Consider the following 17,030-nt stretch of genomic DNA (forward strand, 5'->3'; position numbering starts at 1 on the left):
TTCTGCACTTTGCGGCCTGGAACCTCGTGGTGACGTGGTGGTTCGAGCTTTTTCTGCCGAGGATCGGCCTGCGGAGCATCGCCGAACGCACCCGAACAAGTCGCATGCAGAAGATCGCTCGTCGATTCCACGGGCTCGCGATCGAACTGGGCGGCCTTATGATCAAGGTCGGCCAGTTCATGTCGTCACGACTCGATGTGCTGCCACCCGAGATCACTAAGGAACTCGAGGGGCTGCAAGACGAGGTGCCTCCCGAGCCGTTTGCGGCGATCCGCGCTCGCGCCGAAGCTGAACTCGGGATGCCTCTGGACCGCGCGTTTGCCGCGTTCGAGGAACAACCCATTGCGGCAGCCTCGCTCGGGCAGGTGCATCGCGCCAGGCTCACCCCCAGCGACGCCGCAGATACCGGACTTGAGGCCGTCGTCGTCAAGGTGCAACGACCAGACATTGACGTGATCGTCGATGTGGATCTCGCCGCACTCCGCAAGGTTGGCGGGTGGCTGAGCCGGGTCAGGATCATTGCCAAGCGTGTCGACGTGCCAGAGCTTCTTGAGGAGTTCGCGCAGACCAGCCACGAAGAGATCGATTACCTACACGAGGCGGCGAGTTCAGAGCGCTTTGGCGAGGAGTTTGCGAACAACAATCGCGTGAGTGTGCCCTCAGTCGTGTGGGAGCGCTCCACGCGCAGCGTTCTGACGCTCGAAGACGTCACCGCCATCAAGATCACCGACGTTACTGCCCTGCGAGCCGCCGGAATCGATCCCAATAAGGTCGCGCTCGCATTTGCCGATGTCATGTTCGACCAGTTGTTCGCAAACGGCTTCTTTCATGCGGACCCCCACCCGGGCAACATCTTTGTGACACCGGTAGCACCCGTGGCAGGCTCCCCGCGTGGAAGCTCACCTTCATCGATTTTGGCATGATGGGCGAGGTCCCTCCGACCATTCGCAGCGGACTCCGCAAGCTACTCATCGCGATTGCGTCCCGCGACGGCAAGGCTCTCGTGGCGGCCATCCGCGATATTGGCATCCTCATGCCAACCGCCGACACGAGCGAGCTTGAACGCGCAATGACCCAGCTGTTTTCACGGTTCGGGGTATGGGCTTCGCCGAACTGCGCAACGTGGATCCGCGCGAGTTTCACGACTTCGCCATTGAGTTTGGTGAGGTCGTTCGATCGCTTCCGTTCCAGCTGCCCGAGAACTTCCTGCTTGTAGTGCGCGCGATCTCGCTCACCTCAGGAGTGTGCAGTGCGCTCAATCCAGACTTCAATCTCTGGGAGTCCGTCGAACCCTATGCCGCCCAGCTACTCAAGGACGAGGGTGGCAATGTCGTTCAGGATTTCGCGATCGAGGCCGTGCAGATCGCCTCACTCGCGTGGCGGCTGCCCAAGCGCGTAGATGCCCTCATTGACCGGGTTGAAGACGGTTCGGTGGCCGTGTCAACACCGCGGCTCGAACGCAAGATATCGCGGCTTGAGCGCACCGCACGACGACTCATCTCGGCGCTGCTTTTTGGGGCGCTCCTTATCGCCGGAGCAGTGGTGCGCGCCGACGACACCCCCTTCGGCACGGTACTGCTATCTCTGTCAGTTCTGCCACTGCTGCACGCACTTTTCGCGGGAAGAATGGGTCACCGTCCACCGCGGTAAACTTGGGCGACTTGGCTTCTCGCAGGTAGGCCTGCTAAGTTCGGTGTGCGCGTGACAAGGTTCACTGCGTTTATGAAAGCGAGGTGAGTGTCCGAAATGTCTAGTGACAGTAACAGTCCGCAGCCGGTCACCACGGTCGCTCCACACTCCTTCTGAGTCGTTTGCTCTTCAGCTCGTCTGTAGCTTGAGTGTTGTTCCGTGGCTGCCGGCTACCATGCCCCACCGCGAGTACCAACTGAAAGAGCAATGCTATGACTCTGCAGACGACCGATCTCAACGAACTTATCGAGACCATTGATGGGCTCCTTGCGCGCAAGGATCTCGTCGCGCTCACCGAGCAACTCACCCCACTTTCCACATCTGACATCGTCGACGTGCTTGAGCGACTCAACCTGCGCGACCGTGCCATTATTCATCGATTGCTCTCAAAAGACCGCGCCCTCGAGGTCTTTGAAATGTTGCCCCCTGCCCTGCAGAGTGATCTACTGACGGGTCTGCAAGACGCAGACGTATCGAGTCTGTTTGCTGAGCTCGATCCCGATGATCGTCTCTGGCTGCTCGACGAGGTACCCGCGGTCCTTGCGGCGCGTTTGCTGCGCGGGCTTCCCGAGAAAGAACGACTCCTCACAGCGGGTTTACTCGGCTACAAGCAGGGCAGCGTTGGCCGCCGTATGACACCGGAGTTTGTCACGACGCACATCGGCATGACCGCGGCAGAATCGATTGATCGTGTGCGTGCGCGGCTGAAAGACGCAGAGACGGTGTACACGATTCCAGTACTCGACGACTCCCGCCACGTGGCGGGAGTCGTGAGCCTGCGTGATTTACTCGGTGAGGATCCGGACACCCTCGTCGAAACATTCATGCAGCCCGTGTACACGGCCGAAGCAACTGACGAGGCAGAAAAGGTCGCCCGCATGTGCACCGACCTGCGTCTGCTCGCAGTGCCAATCGTCGACAGCGAGTCGCGCCTGCTCGGTATGCTAACTATTGACGACGCGGTGCGCATCCTGGAGCACGAGGAGAGCGAAGACGCGGCTCGCCAGGGCGGATCCGAACCGCTCAACCGCCCCTACCTGTCAACACCCGTTTTCACGCTGGTACGCTCACGTGTCGTGTGGCTGTTGGTGCTCGCGGTCGGCGCGACACTTACAGTACAGGTGCTGTCCGCGTTCGAGGCAACACTCGCCGAGGTCACGGTGCTGGCGCTCTTCGTACCGCTCCTCATTGGTACGGGTGGAAACACCGGCAACCAGGCAGCAACCACGGTTACACGTTCCCTCGCTCTCGGCGATGTGAGGCCGCGCGACATACTCCGCGTTCTGTCACGTGAAATTCGCACCGGTGCTCTGCTTGGCTTACTGCTCGGTTTGATTGGGTTCGGGATCGCGAGCGTAGTATTTCGCCCCGAGATCGGACTCGTGATCGGCCTCACACTGCTCGCCATCTGCACGGTGGCAGCCGCGGTGGGAGGCGCGATGCCGCTGGTGGCCCGTTCCATTCACGTCGACCCCGCAGTGTTCTCAAACCCGTTCATCACCACGTTCGTTGACGCGACCGGCCTGATCATCTACTTTTTGATTGCCCAGGCGATCCTGCATCTGTAGCAAGAACTCCGGTCGCCCTGTACCCCCTGCGAGAGTGCAAGTTTGCATGTTTTCGTCCGCACAAATCATGCAATTTTGCACTCTCGCGGGGTAGAGGGGCAGGGATGGATTGGGGACGGGGACCGACGAACCAGGCCAGGCCAGGGTCCCCACCCCAAGGCCCGAGCTACCAGCCCTCGGTCAAAACCCTGTCGAGCGCGGCCACCACGTAGTCCGCGCTCTCCGGGGTGAGACAGAGCGGGGGCTTCACCTTCAACACGTTTGAGCGCTCCGACGTGGTCAGCACGACAACCCCGAGTTCTTTCAGACGCTCACAGATCGCGGCCGCCTCAGTCTTCGCCGGTTCAAGTGTCTCGCGATCCCGAACCAACTCGACCCCGAGATACAAGCCCTCGCCGTGTACCGGCCCGACGAGTTCGTGGCGCTCAGCGAGCTCGCGGAAGCCGTTTGCAAGGCGTTCACCGACAACTCGGGCGTTCTCTTGCAGGCCTTCTTCTTCCATCGCGTCAAGCACAGCGAGGCCCACCCGACAGCTCAGCGGATTGCCACCGGCAGACGAGAAGAACTGCCCTTGCGAAGCGAGCGCGTCAGCGATCTTCTTGGAGGTAATGACACCGCCGATCGGGAAGCCGTTACCCATGGGCTTCGCGATGGTGATGATGTCGGGCACAACACCGGACTGTTCAAAGCCCCAGAAGCTCGATCCCATACGGCCAAAGCCAACCTGCACCTCGTCAGCGATGCAGAGTCCACCAGCAGCGCGCACTCGGGCATAAGCATCAGCCAGATAGCCCTCGGGTAGCACCACACCACCGGCATTGCCGAGCACCGACTCGCAGATGAAGCCCGCAACCTCGCGACCTTCAGCCGCGAGCTTCTCGAGATCGCCCCCAGGTCGGCCGCGTACGCAGCCCCGGCATTCTCACCGCGGTACGTACCGCGGAACTGGTTTGGTACGTCGGCAACGTGCACCCAGTCGGGGCGGTTTTCGAGTGCGTAGGGGTTGTCGTAGGCCGAGGTTGTGACCGCATCGGAGGCCATCGTCCAGCCGTGGTAAGCCTCGCGCAGCGACACGACAGTCTTGCGGCCGGTGGCCGCCTGCGCGAGTCGCAGGGCAAGATCGACCGCCTCTGAGCCACTGTTCACAAGCAGCACGGTATCGAGTCCGGAGTCCGCAGGCAGCAGCGCGAGCAACCGCTCACTGTATTCGGCGAGCTCACGGTACAAGAACCGTGAGTTGGTGTTGAGGATCCGAATCTGTCGGTTGACCGCATCGGCAACGCCGGGGTGGCCGTGTCCGAGACCCGTCACGTTGTTCACCATGTCGATGTAACTGCGCCCGGTGGTGTCCACGAGGTGGTGCCGCCAGCCCCGCTCGATCTGCATCGGGCGGTCGTAGTAGCGCTCCTGCGCAGACGCGAAGATCTGTTCGCGCCGGGAAAGCTCCTCAGCGGCTTCGTCGCGCTCGGCTAGCTGCGGCAGGCCGAGGATCGAAGCCGGATCGTGGGTGAAGCGCGACCAAGCCGGCACGCGCTCTGGTGTGACAAGCTGCGCCCGACCAGCCGCAGCCGGTTCGACCGAAAAAATTGGGCTATCGGTGCCAACAAGTGCGTCTTCGCGGATCAACATGGCGGAAACTGGTCGGGCAGCTGCGCTCTCGGCAAGCGTAGCGAGTTCCGTTCCCACGGTGACCCGATCTCCAACTACCAGTTCAGATGAGGCACCGTCAAGGGTAAACAGGCAGGTGCCGTCGAGTTGAATAAGCAGCCCTCTTTCCGTCACCATCACAATCTCACCGGCAACCGGGGACAAGACGGTTCGAGCTTCACCCGGTGCAACCCAGATCTCGCTCGCAATGGGCCAGGTTGCCGCGGCATCGGCGGTGTCCACTGCGGTGCGGGTCATACGGTAAACACCATAGGGCATAACAACGGCATCTGCCCCACTAGAGAATGCGTCTGCGATGAGTCGTTCTTCAGCACTGTCTTCAAGCCATCGACCTGCGTCGAGGTACTCGCTTTCGACACCCGGGTCCAGCACAACGATCTCGCCAGACAGACCTGGCAAGAACGTTGCGAGCGGATCCCCCGCGGCTGCCTGTGGTGCGAAGTGAGCGCTCTCAAACCTCAGCAGCGCGAGCACCTGCTCGGTCGCCTCGACGAGCGGCAGAGAAGTAGCCGCATCAAAGATGGCCTGCTCCCCTCGATGCGCTCGCGTGCGTAATCGTTGTCGCCGTCGATCTCGAGCTGGCGCCAGCCACTCGCCACGAGCAGCGTCGAACGCAGCACGATGAGCGGCCACACGGCCCGAGCCTCGGATTCAGAAAGGGGCGCCTCACGGTGGAAGGCAGCGATCGCGTCGAGCAGGCGCAGCGGTCGCTCGGCGTCGTGGTGCAGCAGCGAGGACGCCGTCACAGCGAGTTCAGCGACGCGCCACCCCATGCTGAGGTCGCCGAGGTCGAGCACGGTGTGCGGGTGCAGGCGAGCGTCGTCACCCATACGGGCCATCACGTTGTCGTCGGTAAGGTCACCGTGAATCGCCTGCACCGGCAGGTCAGCGCTCACGAGCGAAAGTGCCGCGTGAGCGCCCGCAGCCCAGCCGAGCACCTGCTCACGCAGTTCGGTATCGGTGATTGCGGGCGCGAGCTGCAGGGTCTGTTCGTAGGCGACCCGCATATCCCACATCTGCTCGCGCTCGAGACCCTCGTGACGCAGGCCTGCAAGAGCATTTACGGACGCAGCGGCCAGCACACCAAACTCCTCGACTACCACAGGCGCGAAGTAGCCACTGTCGACCATCGGCTCACCCTCTGCAAACTCACTGCGACGAACAGCAAAGCCACCCCAGCGCTGCACGAGCGCACCGTCGAGCCCTGGCAATACACTCGGCACGGCAACACCCGCCGCACGGTACGCCTCGAGAGCGGCGTGCTGCGCGTCGCGGGCGGCATCGTCAAAGACTGGGTTGTCGACGCGCAGCACACTACGCCGACCGTCTGCCTCAAGAAGCACGAAGTTGCGATCCTGATTGCTGCCGAGTTCGTGAGCCGAAGCTTCGATCCCGTAGCACTCCCGCGCGATCGTTGCCGCATCGGTCTCAGATACTTCAGGGCGCACCAAACCGCCCGCTTGTTGTTCCGTCATGGGGTCTATCTCCGTGATGTGAAATTGAAATCAAGCGTGTGTTGGGTGCCGGGTTCGCAATTGCGAATGCACACAGGCCCGGGCGGTGTCGCCCACAAGCCAAAACTCGGCCCGAAAAACTCAGACCGATGAAACCTATGCTACTCGGTCCCGGATCTCTGGCGCGAGTGCGCCAAAAGCCCGGGTGCGGTGCGAGAGCTGATCCTTCTCTTCCGAGCTCAGTTCAGCGGCGGAACGGGTCTCGCCCTCCGGAATGAAAATGGGATCGTAGCCGAAGCCGTGTTCGCCACGTGGTTCGCGCGCGATCTTGCCGGGCCACACACCAACGCGGCATACCTCGTTGTCGTCTACATCAGGCAGCACTAGAGCCGCAGCACACACAAACCCCGCTGCTCGGTGATCATCGTTCACATCGGTGAGCTGCCACAGCAGCAGGTCGACATTGGCGCGGTCGCTGCGAGCGGGTCCGCCCCAGCGAGCCGAGAAGATACCGGGCATGCCACCCAGCACGTCCACAGAAACTCCCGAATCGTCGGCAATCGCCGGCAAACCCGTGTGGGCCGCCGCAGCGCGGGCTTTCAACAGCGCGTTGTCTGCAAAACTCAGGCCATTCTCAACTGGCTCAGGGCCGTCGTAACCGATGAGTTCGATTCCGGGAATGAGGGGACCGAGTATACGCCGCAACTCTTCAAGCTTGTGGGCGTTGTGAGAAGCGAGCACGAGTGTGCGAGTGACGGCCATGACTATCGTTCCTCGGTCAGCGCCTGCGCAAGGGTCGAACCCTGAAGCATCGTCAGTTCGCGCGCGCTGACGAGCGCTAGGTCAAGCAACGAGTCGAGTTCGTCCCGCTTAAATGGGGCTCCTTCGGCGGTTCCCTGCACCTCGATGAAGTCGCCGGATCCGGTGACCACAACGTTCATGTCGGTCTCAGCGCGCGAATCCTCGACATACGCGAGATCACTCATCGGAACGCCGTCGACGATCCCAACAGACACCGCTGCAACGCTGTCTTTCAGCGGCGCGGCCTTCTTCGCGATGAAGCCCGAAGTGCGGCCCCACTCGATGGCGTCGGCGAGGGCAACGTAGGCTCCCGTGATCGAGGCGGTACGTGTGCCGCCGTCAGCCTGCAGCACGTCACAGTCAACAACGATGGTGTTCTCGCCGAGCACCTTTGTGTCGATCACGGCGCGCAGGCTGCGGCCAATCAGGCGAGAAATCTCGTGGGTGCGACCACCAATCTTGCCGCGCACGGACTCGCGCTGCATACGCTCATTTGTGGATCGCGGCAGCATCGAGTACTCGGCTGTGACCCAGCCGGTTCCCTGCCCTTTCAGCCAGCGCGGCACACCGGGCGTAAACGAAGCCGTGCAGAGCACCTTTGTATTGCCGAAGGAAATGAGCGCGCTCCCCTCGGCCTGCGAACTCCAGCCTCGCTCGATCGTCACGGGGCGCATCTGGCCATTGCTGCGCCCATCGGCGCGGACGAAATTGGTCATTTAGATCCTCCAGGATTGATGGGCAGTCGGATCGCCCCGGTTGAAAGTAGGTCTACGGTCTCGATCCCGATGCCGAGCATGCGCTGGGCAAGGTCGACAAATTCAGCGGTGTCAGCGCCTGTGGCCTCGTAGCGCAGCACGGGATCGCCCACTTCAGTGCGCAGCAGGTTGAGATCGGTGAGCGTGCGATACACCTCGTTGGCGGTTTCGATGTCACTCGATACGAGCGCGACTCCCCTGCCCATCACCTGGCCAATGGCGCCGCGCAGGAACGGGTAGTGCGTGCAGCCGAGCACGAGCGTGTCGACCCCGCGTTCGACCAGCGGGGCGAGGTATTGCTCCGCAACGGCGAGCACCTCTGGTCCGCTAGTTTCGCCGGCCTCTACAAGCTCCACGAAGCGCGGGCAGGCGACGGAACTGAGCGTAATCTCGGGCCGCACGGCGAACAGATCATCGTAGGCGCGAGATTGGATCGTACCGGTCGTGCCGATGAGGCCCACCTTGCCGTTTCGAGTGATCGAGGCGGCGCTACGCACCGTCGGGGCAATGACCTCGATAACGGGAACGTCATAGCGCTCTCGCGCATCGCGCAAGACGGCGGCAGAGGCAGTGTTGCAGGCGATGACGAGCATTTTGACGCCCTGGCTCACAAGATCATCAAGGATTTCAAGTGCGAAACGTCGCACCTCAGCGATGGGCCGAGGTCCGTAGGGTGTGCGGGCGGTATCGCCGACGTAAATCATCGATTCACCAGGAAGTTGATCCCGAATCGCACGAGCGACAGTTAGGCCACCAACACCAGAATCAAATACACCTATCGGCGCATCCGGTGAAAGCTCGCGTGTACGCACTAGACAAGCCTACCGCGAGGTTTTGATCCAGGTGTGACGGTGCAGCTCTGTGAGGCCGTGGGCCTCGATCCCTTCGTAGTGTGCTTTTGCCCCGTACCCCTTATTTGAGCCCCACGCGTATTCTGGATGGGCCTCGTGCGCTTCGCGCATGAGCGAATCTCGCGCCACCTTCGCGCGCACCGAAGCTGCTGCGACACTCGCGCAGGCACGGTCGGCTCCCACCCGGGTACGCACGTCGAGTGGCTTACGCAGGCAGGGAGTAAGCCAATCCTGATTGCCGTCGAGCAGGATCACCGCGGTGTCCACACTTACTCCCGAACGGTGGAGTTCGAGTAGTGCCCTGCGCGCCGCCTCTCCAAGCATGGCCGTGATGCCGTGGGCATCTATTTCTTCGGCGCTTGCATAACCAACCGCACCCGTTCCCCAATCGGCAACGAGGGGTGCCAACGCGTCACGGCGCTTCTCGCTCAGCAGCTTAGAGTCGCGCAGACCCTCAGGAAACGAATCAGTACCTGTAAGGATTACGTGCGCTCCAACGGCCACCGGGCCGGCGATCGCCCCTCGACCGACCTCGTCCATACCGATGACAAGCTGGGCGCCCTCGGCGAAGAGCTCCGCTTCGACGTCGAGCGTGGGATCCTTCGAGATGACCTCCGCGTCAGCCCGCTCGAGCGTCACTTCTTTTTGGCCTCGTCAACGCCGGTGAAGGTACCCTCGGGCACACCGAGCCACTTGAAGTGATTGAGCGGCCAGTTCAATACAAAAGCACGACCAACGATCTCACTCTTTGGCACAAACCCCTTGCCTGGTTGATCCTGGTTGTAACGGGAGTCTTTGCTCGCATAGCGGTTGTCACCCATCACCCAAAAGGAGTCCTTGGGGACCGTGACATCAAAGTCAATCGCGGAAGCATTCTTCTCACCCGGCGGAATCACGATGTAAGGTTCGTTGATCGCAACACCGTTGACCTGCACGCGCCCCTGTGTATCGCAGCACGAGACACGGTCACCACCAACACCGATGACCCGCTTCACGACGTATTCTTCGCTCGTGTCGGCGGCGAGGCCGATCGCCTGCAAAAACTTCTCAAACCCCTGCGGGGGCAACGTGCCTCGTGGCGCCAACCAGCCGCCCGGATCTTTAAAGACCACGATGTCACCACGCTGAACATCAACAACGTCGGGTACGAGCTGGTTGACCAGGATGCGGTCATCGATCTGCAGCGTGTTTTCCATCGAACCCGAAGGAATGAAGAAGCTACGCACCAAAAACGTCTTCAGCAGGAAGGAGACGAGAAACGCGACCACCAAGATAATGAGGAGGTCACGTAGGAAACCGATAAGGCCACCACGACGCTGACGTCGGCGACGCTCAGGAACTACGGCTTCGCTCATTTTTACTCCTGTGTTCTGCAAGGTGCGATGAAGTGCGTGCCGCATACTTGCGACAGAGACATCTCAGGCTCCCATCTTTGTCAGAGGGGAGCCTGAGAGTGTCACAGATTTCTACTTGAAATCCGCTAAAAACTGCGCGGTCTAGCGGTCGCGCTTCTCCTTGATCTTGGCTTTCTTGCCGGTGAGACCGCGGAGGTAGTACAGCTTCGCGCGGCGAACGTCACCGCGGGTGACAACCTCGATCTTGTCGATGGTGGGCGCGTGAAGAGGGAACTTACGCTCAACTCCGACCTGGAAGCTGATCTTGCGAACGGTGAAGGTCTCACGGATTCCCTCACCGTGGCGAGCGATTACGACACCCTGGAACACCTGAACACGCGAGCGGTTACCCTCAACGATGTTTACGTGCACCTTGACGTTGTCGCCTGCGCGGAATTCAGGAATGTCACTGCGGAGCGACGGGGCATCGACGTGGTCGAGCTTCTGCATGATGTTCTCTCTCTGCGCCCGCCGCGAGTCGGAACACTGATTTCAAAAGTTCAAATGGTTTGGCTCACGGTCTGTGCGGACCCTCGCGGCAGTATCGCACCGTGGCACAAGGATCCATTATGGCACACTTCTTGCCAGTTCCGTGCGCTTAGGCCTGACACCCCGGGCACCAGTACAGCTTGCGGGCACCGAACTCTTCCAGCACAATGTTCGTGCCGCAGCGCTTGCACGGTGTGCCCTCAAGTTTGTACACCCAGTGTCTCTCGTCGCGCTCTTGCAGTGCCCTCACGTAGTCGTCGCCGGTAAGACCGTCGATCGTGATCATCTGACCAACCGTGATCCCTATTTCGAGCAGGTGCGCCCAGTCGTCCCAGAGGTCTTCGAGCACCGTTTTACTGAGTTGATTAGCCGACGTGTGCGGGTTGAGTTCAGCACGAAACAGCATTTCGGCGCGATACACGTTGCCGATCCCGGCCACCACCGACTGGTCCATGAGCACCAGCCCGATCGGGGTCTTCTTTTTGTGGGCCCGCTCAACAAAACGCTGCCTCTCGGCTTCGGTGTTTGCATTCGCGGGATCGGGGCCGAGCCGCTGAAACACCGCGTCTACCTCGGCGGGCGTCAACACCTCGCAGGCTGTTGGACCGCGCAGATCGGCACACACGGCGTCGTTCAGTAGGCGCACCCTCACCTGACCGACAGGTTCCGGGGGAAACGTCTCGCTGACCTCGGTCTCGCGATCCTGCTCCGCCATGCGCACGCGCGTGCGACGTGGGGCGCCAATCGAGGTCACCGAGTCTTCGGCCTCGCGATCGAGAGGGCGCGCGGATCCTGACCTCGCACCGTCCGGGCGCGAGTACTCACCTGTCTGGCCCAGCTTCGAGTGTCCAGGAGTCTGCCCGTGAATTTGAATCGAGGAGTTGACTCGCACGTCGCCCGAAAAATCCCAAGCACCGTAAATGCCGAGGTGCACCCGCAGCCAGTGCTCACCCTCGAACTCGAGGAACATCTGCTTGCCGACGGCACGAGCATCAAGCATCTCGCGGCGGTTCAGGATCGCGGCCCCCTGGGCAAAGCGCCCCTGGGGGCTGGTTACCTCAGGTGCGGTCCCAACAAAGTTGGTAGCAAACTGCCGCGCGATGCGGTGTACGGAGTGTCCCTCGGGCATGCATTCCTTACTACAGCGAGTCGACCTGTTTGCCGGCGATGGCACCGGTGCGCTCGTACTCCCGAGCTGGTTGATGCGGCGCACGTGGCGGTCGTCACCCGAGAAGGGGGTGTCGATAAAGAGGTCAATGAAGCGAATCGCGTCTTCAACAGGGTGCTGCCGCGCACCAATCGAGATGACGTTGGCATTGTTGTGCTCACGAGCAAGCTCGGCCGTCGAATCGTTCCACACGAGTGCTGCCCGGATCCCCGCTACCTTGTTTGCTGCCATCTGCTCGCCGTTACCGGAGCCGCCGAACACAATGCCCAGGGCGGGCAGGCCCTCCCGCTCGTCGCGCGCAACACCGAGCGCCGCGTTGATGCAGAAAGACGGGTAGTCGTCGAGCGCGTCGTACTCGGCGGGCCCGTGGTCGATCACCTCGAAGCCGCGGTCGCGCAGGTGCTGTTGCAGCTGCTGGCTGAAATCGAGTCCGGCGTGGTCCGTGGCAACGTGAAGGCGCATGGCTACAGATCTTACCGCGTCTCTAGAACTGCGGACCCGAGGTGCGGCCGCGCTTCAGTTCGTAGAAGCCGGGCACACCCGCCGCCATCACGATCCCGTCCCACAGCTGCAGCGCCTGCTCGCCCTTCGGTGCCGGAGTGACAACCGGGCCAAAGAACGCGTTTCCGTTGACCGAGATGATCGGCACACCGACGTCGGGGCCTGCGATCGCCATCGCGTGATCGGTGTTGCTGCGCAGCTGGGTGTCGAGCGACTCGTCGTCGGCTGAGTCACGCAGGCTTGCGGCAAGGCCAAGCTCTTCGAGCGACTCGCTTACGATAGCCTCGAAGTCTTCTTGGCCGCCGGGGTGAATCTTGGTACCGAAGGCCGTGTATAGCTTGCCCACCATATCTTCTCCGTGCGCGCGCCTCGCGGCCTCCACAATGCGACCGAGTCGCAGCCCCATGCGGTGTCCCTCGGCGTGGTCGCCCACGTCATTGCCCTCGTTCAGGATCGCGAGACTGATCGGATGCCATGCAATTTCGAAGCCTCGCACCTGTGCGACCTCGCTCGCCCAGCGGCTCGTCATCCAGCACCACGGGCAGATCGGGTCGAACCAGAATTCGACAGTGGGAGTGGCATCGGAAGCAGTCGCGGAAGTCATTTCTTCAGTCTAGCCCTGAGATTCGGCACTATGTCAGTGGCGAGCAATAGGGTGGTCTCATTAGCCCATCAGCTCACTCACCAGACCAGGAGCACCAGTGCCAGGAACAAATCTCACCCGCGCCGAAGCCCAAGAGCGCGCCAGCATCGTTCGCACCGAAAGCTACGAGGTCGCGCTTGATGTAACGACCGGCGCAGAGACATTCAAAGCTGTGACCACGGTTCGCTTCGGTGCCACCGCGGGCGCGTCGACGTTCATCGATCTCATCGCTGACTCAGTCGAAACTATCGAGCTCAACGGTGTGGTGCTGGATCCGGCGATCCACTTTGCTGACTCGCGCGTGCAGTTGCCGGGTCTTGCCACAGAAAATACCCTGCGTATTGCTTCCACTCAGCGCTACACGAACACTGGTGAGGGCATGCACCGCTTTGTGGATCCCGCTGACGGCGAGGTCTACCTCTATACCCAGTTTGAGGTGCCTGACTCACGTCGTGTCTTCCCCGTGTTCGAGCAACCCGATCTCAAGGCCACTTTCCAGTTCACTGTCACCGCCCCGGGCGCTGGAAACTGTCGAGCAATCAGCCAACACCGGAACCGAAACCCGCAGGCAATGCGAACGGCGAGGCTATCGCAACCTGGGCGTTCGAGCCCACACCGATCATCTCTAGCTACATCACCGCACTCGTTGCTGGCCCCTACCACGAGGTACGCGCTGAACTGACAAGTCATGACGGTCGCACGATCCCGCTCGGTGTGTTCTGCCGTGAGTCACTCGCGGAGTATCTTGATGCCGAGTACATCTTCGAGAAGACCCGTCAGGGCTTTGCGTTCTTCGAGCAGCAGTTCGACTACCCCTACCCCTTCGACAAGTACGATCAACTCTTTGTGCCCGAGTTCAACGCTGGGGCGATGGAGAACGCAGGAGCCGTCACCTTTACCGAGGCCTACGTCTTCCGCAGCCAGGTCACGGATGCGATGCGCGAACGTCGAGTCATCACGATCCTGCACGAACTTGCCCACATGTGGTTTGGCGATTTGGTTACGATGCGCTGGTGGAACGACCTGTGGTTGAACGAGTCGTTCGCCGAGTACATGTCGACGCTCGCAACGGCAGACGCCACCGAGTGGAACGAGTGCTGGACTACCTTCGTCGCCTCCGAGAAGTCGTGGGCTTACCGCCAAGACCAGCTGCCGTCAACGCACCCGATCGTAGCCGAAATTCATGATCTTGAAGACGTGCTCGTCAACTTCGACGGCATCACATACGCGAAGGGCGCATCCGTACTCAAGCAGCTGGTGGCGTGGGTCGGGCAGGATTCGTTTATGAAGGGTGTACACGAGTATTTCGTGAAGCATCACCACAGCAACACCGAGCTGCCAGATCTGCTTGGCGAGTTGGAGACCCAGAGCGGACGAGATCTCGCCGAGTGGTCACAGAAGTGGCTAGAGACAGCGGGTGTCAACACCCTACGTCCGAAGTTCACGCTCGACAAAGACGGTAACTACGCGAGCTTCTCGATTGAACAGACAGCCGCGTCTGACTACCCGACCCTGCGACCCCACCGCATCGCCATCGGCCTATACGAAGACCGGGCAGGCTCACTTGAACGAGTGCGGCGCCTCGAAATCGATATTGACGGGGCTGAGACACAGGTACCAAAACTGGTGGGCACCCAGCGCCCCGCACTGCTGCTACTTAATGACGACGACCTTACCTACGCCAAGATTCGTCTCGACGAGCACTCTCTCGAAACCGTGTCGCAGCGTCTCGGCGACATCGCCGACTCGCTCCCCCGCGCGATCATCTGGGGCACACTCTGGGATGCGACCCGCGACGCAGAGTTCCCGCGAGCCGATTCATCGACATCGCACTTGCCCACATCAGCAAAGAAACCGGTTCCACGACGCTGCGCACCCTCCTGCAGCAGCTTGTACTTTCAGCCTCCAGCTATGTTTCGCCGCTGCGCCGCGATGCTGCTCTGCGTCTCCTCGGCGACGCAATGTGGGACCTCGCCCGCACCGCCGAACCAGGCTCAGATCGCCAGTTCCAGTTCTTGAAGACCTTCTCAGGGCTCGCTCACACCGAGGAGCATCTCGATACCGTCTTGCGTCTTCTCGGCGGCGAAACCGAACTTGAGGGCCTCGACATCGACACCGACCTCGGCTGGGAGCTACTCATCGCCCTCGCTGCCGGAGGACGCACCACCGACGCCGAGATTGAAGAAGCCCTCGCTGACGACCGCACGGCAAGCGGCGAGCAGTCAGCCGCGCACGCACGCGCGGCACTTCCGACGGCCGCAGACAAGAACACCGCATGGGCCTCCGTATTCGATGCAGCGGGTCCCTCGAACCTCACGGTTCGCGCGACCGGCCTCGGTTTTCTGCGCACGGCAGATCGTGCGGTTCTCGAACCGTTCGTTTCACGGTTCTTCGACTCGCTTCTCACGGTCTGGGAGACCCGCAGCTATGCCATCGCTGAGGAGATGATCGACGGCTTCTATCCGTCCCCGCTCGCGAACGAGATGCTCGCCGAGGCGACCCGCAGCTGGCTCGCTGCAAACGCAGACGCTCCCGCAGCACTGCGTCGCCTCATTACTGAGCACCTCGCAGGAGTTACCCGGGCAATCGCGGCGCAGCAAGCAGATCAGGTGGTCTAGTTGAACGAGGAAGACGGCGGCGTATCGGAGGTCGTGCAACACACGATCGGGTCCTTCTACGAGACATGGTCGCACCCGATAAATATCGTCGCGATTATTCTTGGGGCGATCCTAGTCAACTGGATCCTGCGACGTATGCTCACGCGCACCGTCACTCAGATCGTGCGCGGTGTGAAGAAGTCACAAGACGTCGACACGACCTCCGAAATGCAGGCTGCACCCTACGTAAATGCTCGTGCGGTGCAGCGCACCCGCACGCTCGGCACCGTGGGCCGTCACATCATCACATGGACCGTCGTGGTGATTGCGTTCATCATGATCCTCGGCAATTTGGGTGTGAACCTCGCGGCTCTACTCACCTCGGCAGGTATCGTGGCGGCAGGCCTTGCCTTCGGCGCTCAGAACATTGTGAAAGATATCCTCAACGGAATTTTCATGGTGTTTGAGGATCAACTGGGCGTGGGCGATGTTGTGACGATTGGAACGGTCAGTGGCACGGTTGAAGACGTCGGGATTCGCGTAACCCAGGTGCGTGCACTCGACGGCACACTCTGGTTCATTCGCAACGGCGAGATCCTCACCCTCGGCAACTCATCTCAGGGCTGGGGCCGCGCCCTCATCGACGTCACAGTTGATGCCCACCAAGATCTTGCGCACGTGTCCGACGTCATACTCGATGCGGCCCGCGCCCTGCTCAAATCAGACCGCTACGCGCGCAAGGTAACCGGCGAACCAGAAATCATGGGGCTCGAGAGTGTCTTTGGGGATCGGGCGACGCTTCGCCTCGCGGTGCGCACCAGACCCGAGGCGCAATGGGAAGTTCAGCGCGGCATACGCGCCGAGCTTCGTCGCAAATTCCGCGAGCACGACATCAAACTTGCCGACGAGTTTCCGAAGGGGCCAGGAATCCAGAAATGAACGATCAGCAGCCACTATCACCAAGACTGACGCTGCGCGCGGGCGAGTCTGGCGACGCGGTTACCGAGACACTCTGGTCGCAGGTGGGAGGTACCGCGACCTTCGAAAAGATTGCCCGCAGCTTTTATCGTGGGGTACGCGAAGATCCTATTCTCGCCCCGATGTACCCCGACGACGATTGGGAAGGCGCCGAGTGGCGACTGCGCACGTTCCTCGAGCAGTACTGGGGCGGGCCGACCACCTATTCCGAGCAGCGCGGCCACCCACGGCTACGTATGCGACATCAGCCATTCCACGTGAATCCGGCGGCACGGGATCGCTGGCTGTTCCACATGAATGCGGCACTCGACCAGGCGGCCCTCTCCCCATGCACGACGCGGCGTTCCGTGATTACGTCGACCGCGCGGCTCAGGCGATGGTCAATCGTTTGGATTGACTCAGCCTCTAGCACGTGGGCTGGCGCGTACCGCTGAGCGCCAACACGGCACCGAGCGCGAACAACTTTTCAAGCGA

Annotated in this window: 14 protein-coding genes and 4 pseudogenes; 6 read left to right on the forward strand and 12 right to left on the reverse strand. The window is 61.4% G+C overall.

Features of this window, described 5'->3' with window-relative positions; all coding sequences use genetic code 11:
- Positions 1 to 179: 179 nt before the first annotated feature.
- From G7066_RS17860 to mgtE, 3 genes and pseudogenes are all read left to right on the forward strand, one after another.
- Positions 180 to 1,216: pseudogene (locus tag G7066_RS17860) on the forward strand (ABC1 kinase family protein).
- Positions 1,099 to 1,650, forward strand: a complete 552-nt coding sequence (locus tag G7066_RS17865) for a hypothetical protein (RefSeq protein ID WP_425280787.1) — start codon at positions 1,099 to 1,101, stop codon at positions 1,648 to 1,650. Before G7066_RS17860 ends, G7066_RS17865 begins: the two are co-directional and overlap by 118 nt.
- Before the next feature lie 251 nt (positions 1,651 to 1,901).
- Positions 1,902 to 3,257, forward strand: a complete 1,356-nt coding sequence (gene mgtE / locus G7066_RS08400) for a magnesium transporter (protein ID WP_166330412.1) — start codon at positions 1,902 to 1,904, stop codon at positions 3,255 to 3,257.
- Positions 3,258 to 3,423: 166 nt separating this feature from the next.
- Here the strand turns inward: mgtE and G7066_RS16990 are convergent, their stop codons facing one another.
- The 12 genes and pseudogenes from G7066_RS16990 to G7066_RS08450 form a co-directional block, all read right to left on the reverse strand.
- Positions 3,424 to 4,086 carry an aminotransferase class III-fold pyridoxal phosphate-dependent enzyme gene (locus G7066_RS16990; RefSeq protein ID WP_280116146.1) on the reverse strand — a complete coding sequence of 221 codons (663 nt, stop codon included), beginning with the start codon at positions 4,084 to 4,086 and terminating at the stop codon, positions 3,424 to 3,426.
- Between the two features lie 239 nt (positions 4,087 to 4,325).
- Positions 4,326 to 5,183 (reverse strand): annotated as a pseudogene (locus tag G7066_RS17485) (aminotransferase class III-fold pyridoxal phosphate-dependent enzyme); the annotation flags it as partial.
- Positions 5,184 to 5,383: 200 nt separating this feature from the next.
- Positions 5,384 to 6,400 carry a phosphotransferase gene (locus G7066_RS16045; RefSeq protein ID WP_244302832.1) on the reverse strand — a complete coding sequence of 339 codons (1,017 nt, stop codon included), beginning with the start codon at positions 6,398 to 6,400 and terminating at the stop codon, positions 5,384 to 5,386.
- Between the two features lie 135 nt (positions 6,401 to 6,535).
- Positions 6,536 to 7,141: an RdgB/HAM1 family non-canonical purine NTP pyrophosphatase gene (rdgB, locus tag G7066_RS08410; protein WP_166330414.1), complete on the reverse strand. Its 606-nt coding sequence runs from the start codon at positions 7,139 to 7,141 to the stop codon at positions 6,536 to 6,538.
- A 2-nt stretch (positions 7,142 to 7,143) separates the two neighbouring features.
- Positions 7,144 to 7,896 (reverse strand): ribonuclease PH, encoded by a 753-nt coding sequence (gene rph / locus G7066_RS08415; RefSeq protein WP_166330416.1) that lies wholly within the window; start codon positions 7,894 to 7,896, stop codon positions 7,144 to 7,146.
- Positions 7,893 to 8,747, reverse strand: a complete 855-nt coding sequence (murI, locus tag G7066_RS08420) for a glutamate racemase (RefSeq protein WP_166330418.1) — start codon at positions 8,745 to 8,747, stop codon at positions 7,893 to 7,895. Before murI ends, rph begins: the two co-directional genes overlap by 4 nt.
- 9 nt (positions 8,748 to 8,756) lie before the next feature.
- Complete coding sequence (locus G7066_RS08425; RefSeq protein ID WP_244302833.1) at positions 8,757 to 9,425, reverse strand: ribonuclease HII; 669 nt, start codon at positions 9,423 to 9,425, stop codon at positions 8,757 to 8,759.
- Positions 9,422 to 10,141 carry a signal peptidase I gene (gene lepB, locus G7066_RS08430; RefSeq protein WP_166330420.1) on the reverse strand — a complete coding sequence of 240 codons (720 nt, stop codon included), beginning with the start codon at positions 10,139 to 10,141 and terminating at the stop codon, positions 9,422 to 9,424. The genes G7066_RS08425 and lepB overlap by 4 nt, the downstream gene beginning before the upstream one ends.
- 141 nt (positions 10,142 to 10,282) lie before the next feature.
- Entirely contained in the window at positions 10,283 to 10,630 is a 348-nt protein-coding gene (gene rplS, locus G7066_RS08435; protein ID WP_166330422.1) for a 50S ribosomal protein L19, read from the reverse strand.
- A 148-nt stretch (positions 10,631 to 10,778) separates the two neighbouring features.
- Positions 10,779 to 11,798, reverse strand: a complete 1,020-nt coding sequence (locus G7066_RS08440; RefSeq protein ID WP_166331989.1) for an Fpg/Nei family DNA glycosylase — start codon at positions 11,796 to 11,798, stop codon at positions 10,779 to 10,781.
- A gap of 10 nt (positions 11,799 to 11,808) precedes the next feature.
- A pseudogene (locus G7066_RS08445) lies at positions 11,809 to 12,299 on the reverse strand (ribose-5-phosphate isomerase).
- 22 nt (positions 12,300 to 12,321) lie between these two features.
- Positions 12,322 to 12,942, reverse strand: coding sequence for a mycothiol-dependent nitroreductase Rv2466c family protein (locus G7066_RS08450; protein WP_166330424.1), 621 nt, complete (start codon positions 12,940 to 12,942; stop codon positions 12,322 to 12,324).
- Positions 12,943 to 13,039: 97 nt separating this feature from the next.
- Here G7066_RS08450 and pepN point away from each other — a divergent pair.
- The 3 genes and pseudogenes from pepN (at position 13,040) to G7066_RS08465 (ending at position 16,990) form a co-directional block, all read left to right on the forward strand.
- Positions 13,040 to 15,599: pseudogene (pepN, locus tag G7066_RS08455) on the forward strand (aminopeptidase N).
- Positions 15,600 to 16,517, forward strand: coding sequence for a mechanosensitive ion channel family protein (locus tag G7066_RS08460; RefSeq protein WP_244302834.1), 918 nt, complete (start codon positions 15,600 to 15,602; stop codon positions 16,515 to 16,517). It begins immediately after the preceding pseudogene.
- A complete protein-coding gene (locus G7066_RS08465; RefSeq protein ID WP_341873781.1) occupies positions 16,514 to 16,990 on the forward strand; it encodes a globin in 477 nt (158 codons plus the stop codon). The genes G7066_RS08460 and G7066_RS08465 overlap by 4 nt, the downstream gene beginning before the upstream one ends.
- The last annotated feature ends 40 nt before the right edge of the window (positions 16,991 to 17,030 follow it).

Source organism: Leucobacter coleopterorum (genome assembly GCF_011382985.1).
Classification (GTDB): Bacteria; Actinomycetota; Actinomycetes; order Actinomycetales; family Microbacteriaceae; genus Leucobacter; species Leucobacter coleopterorum.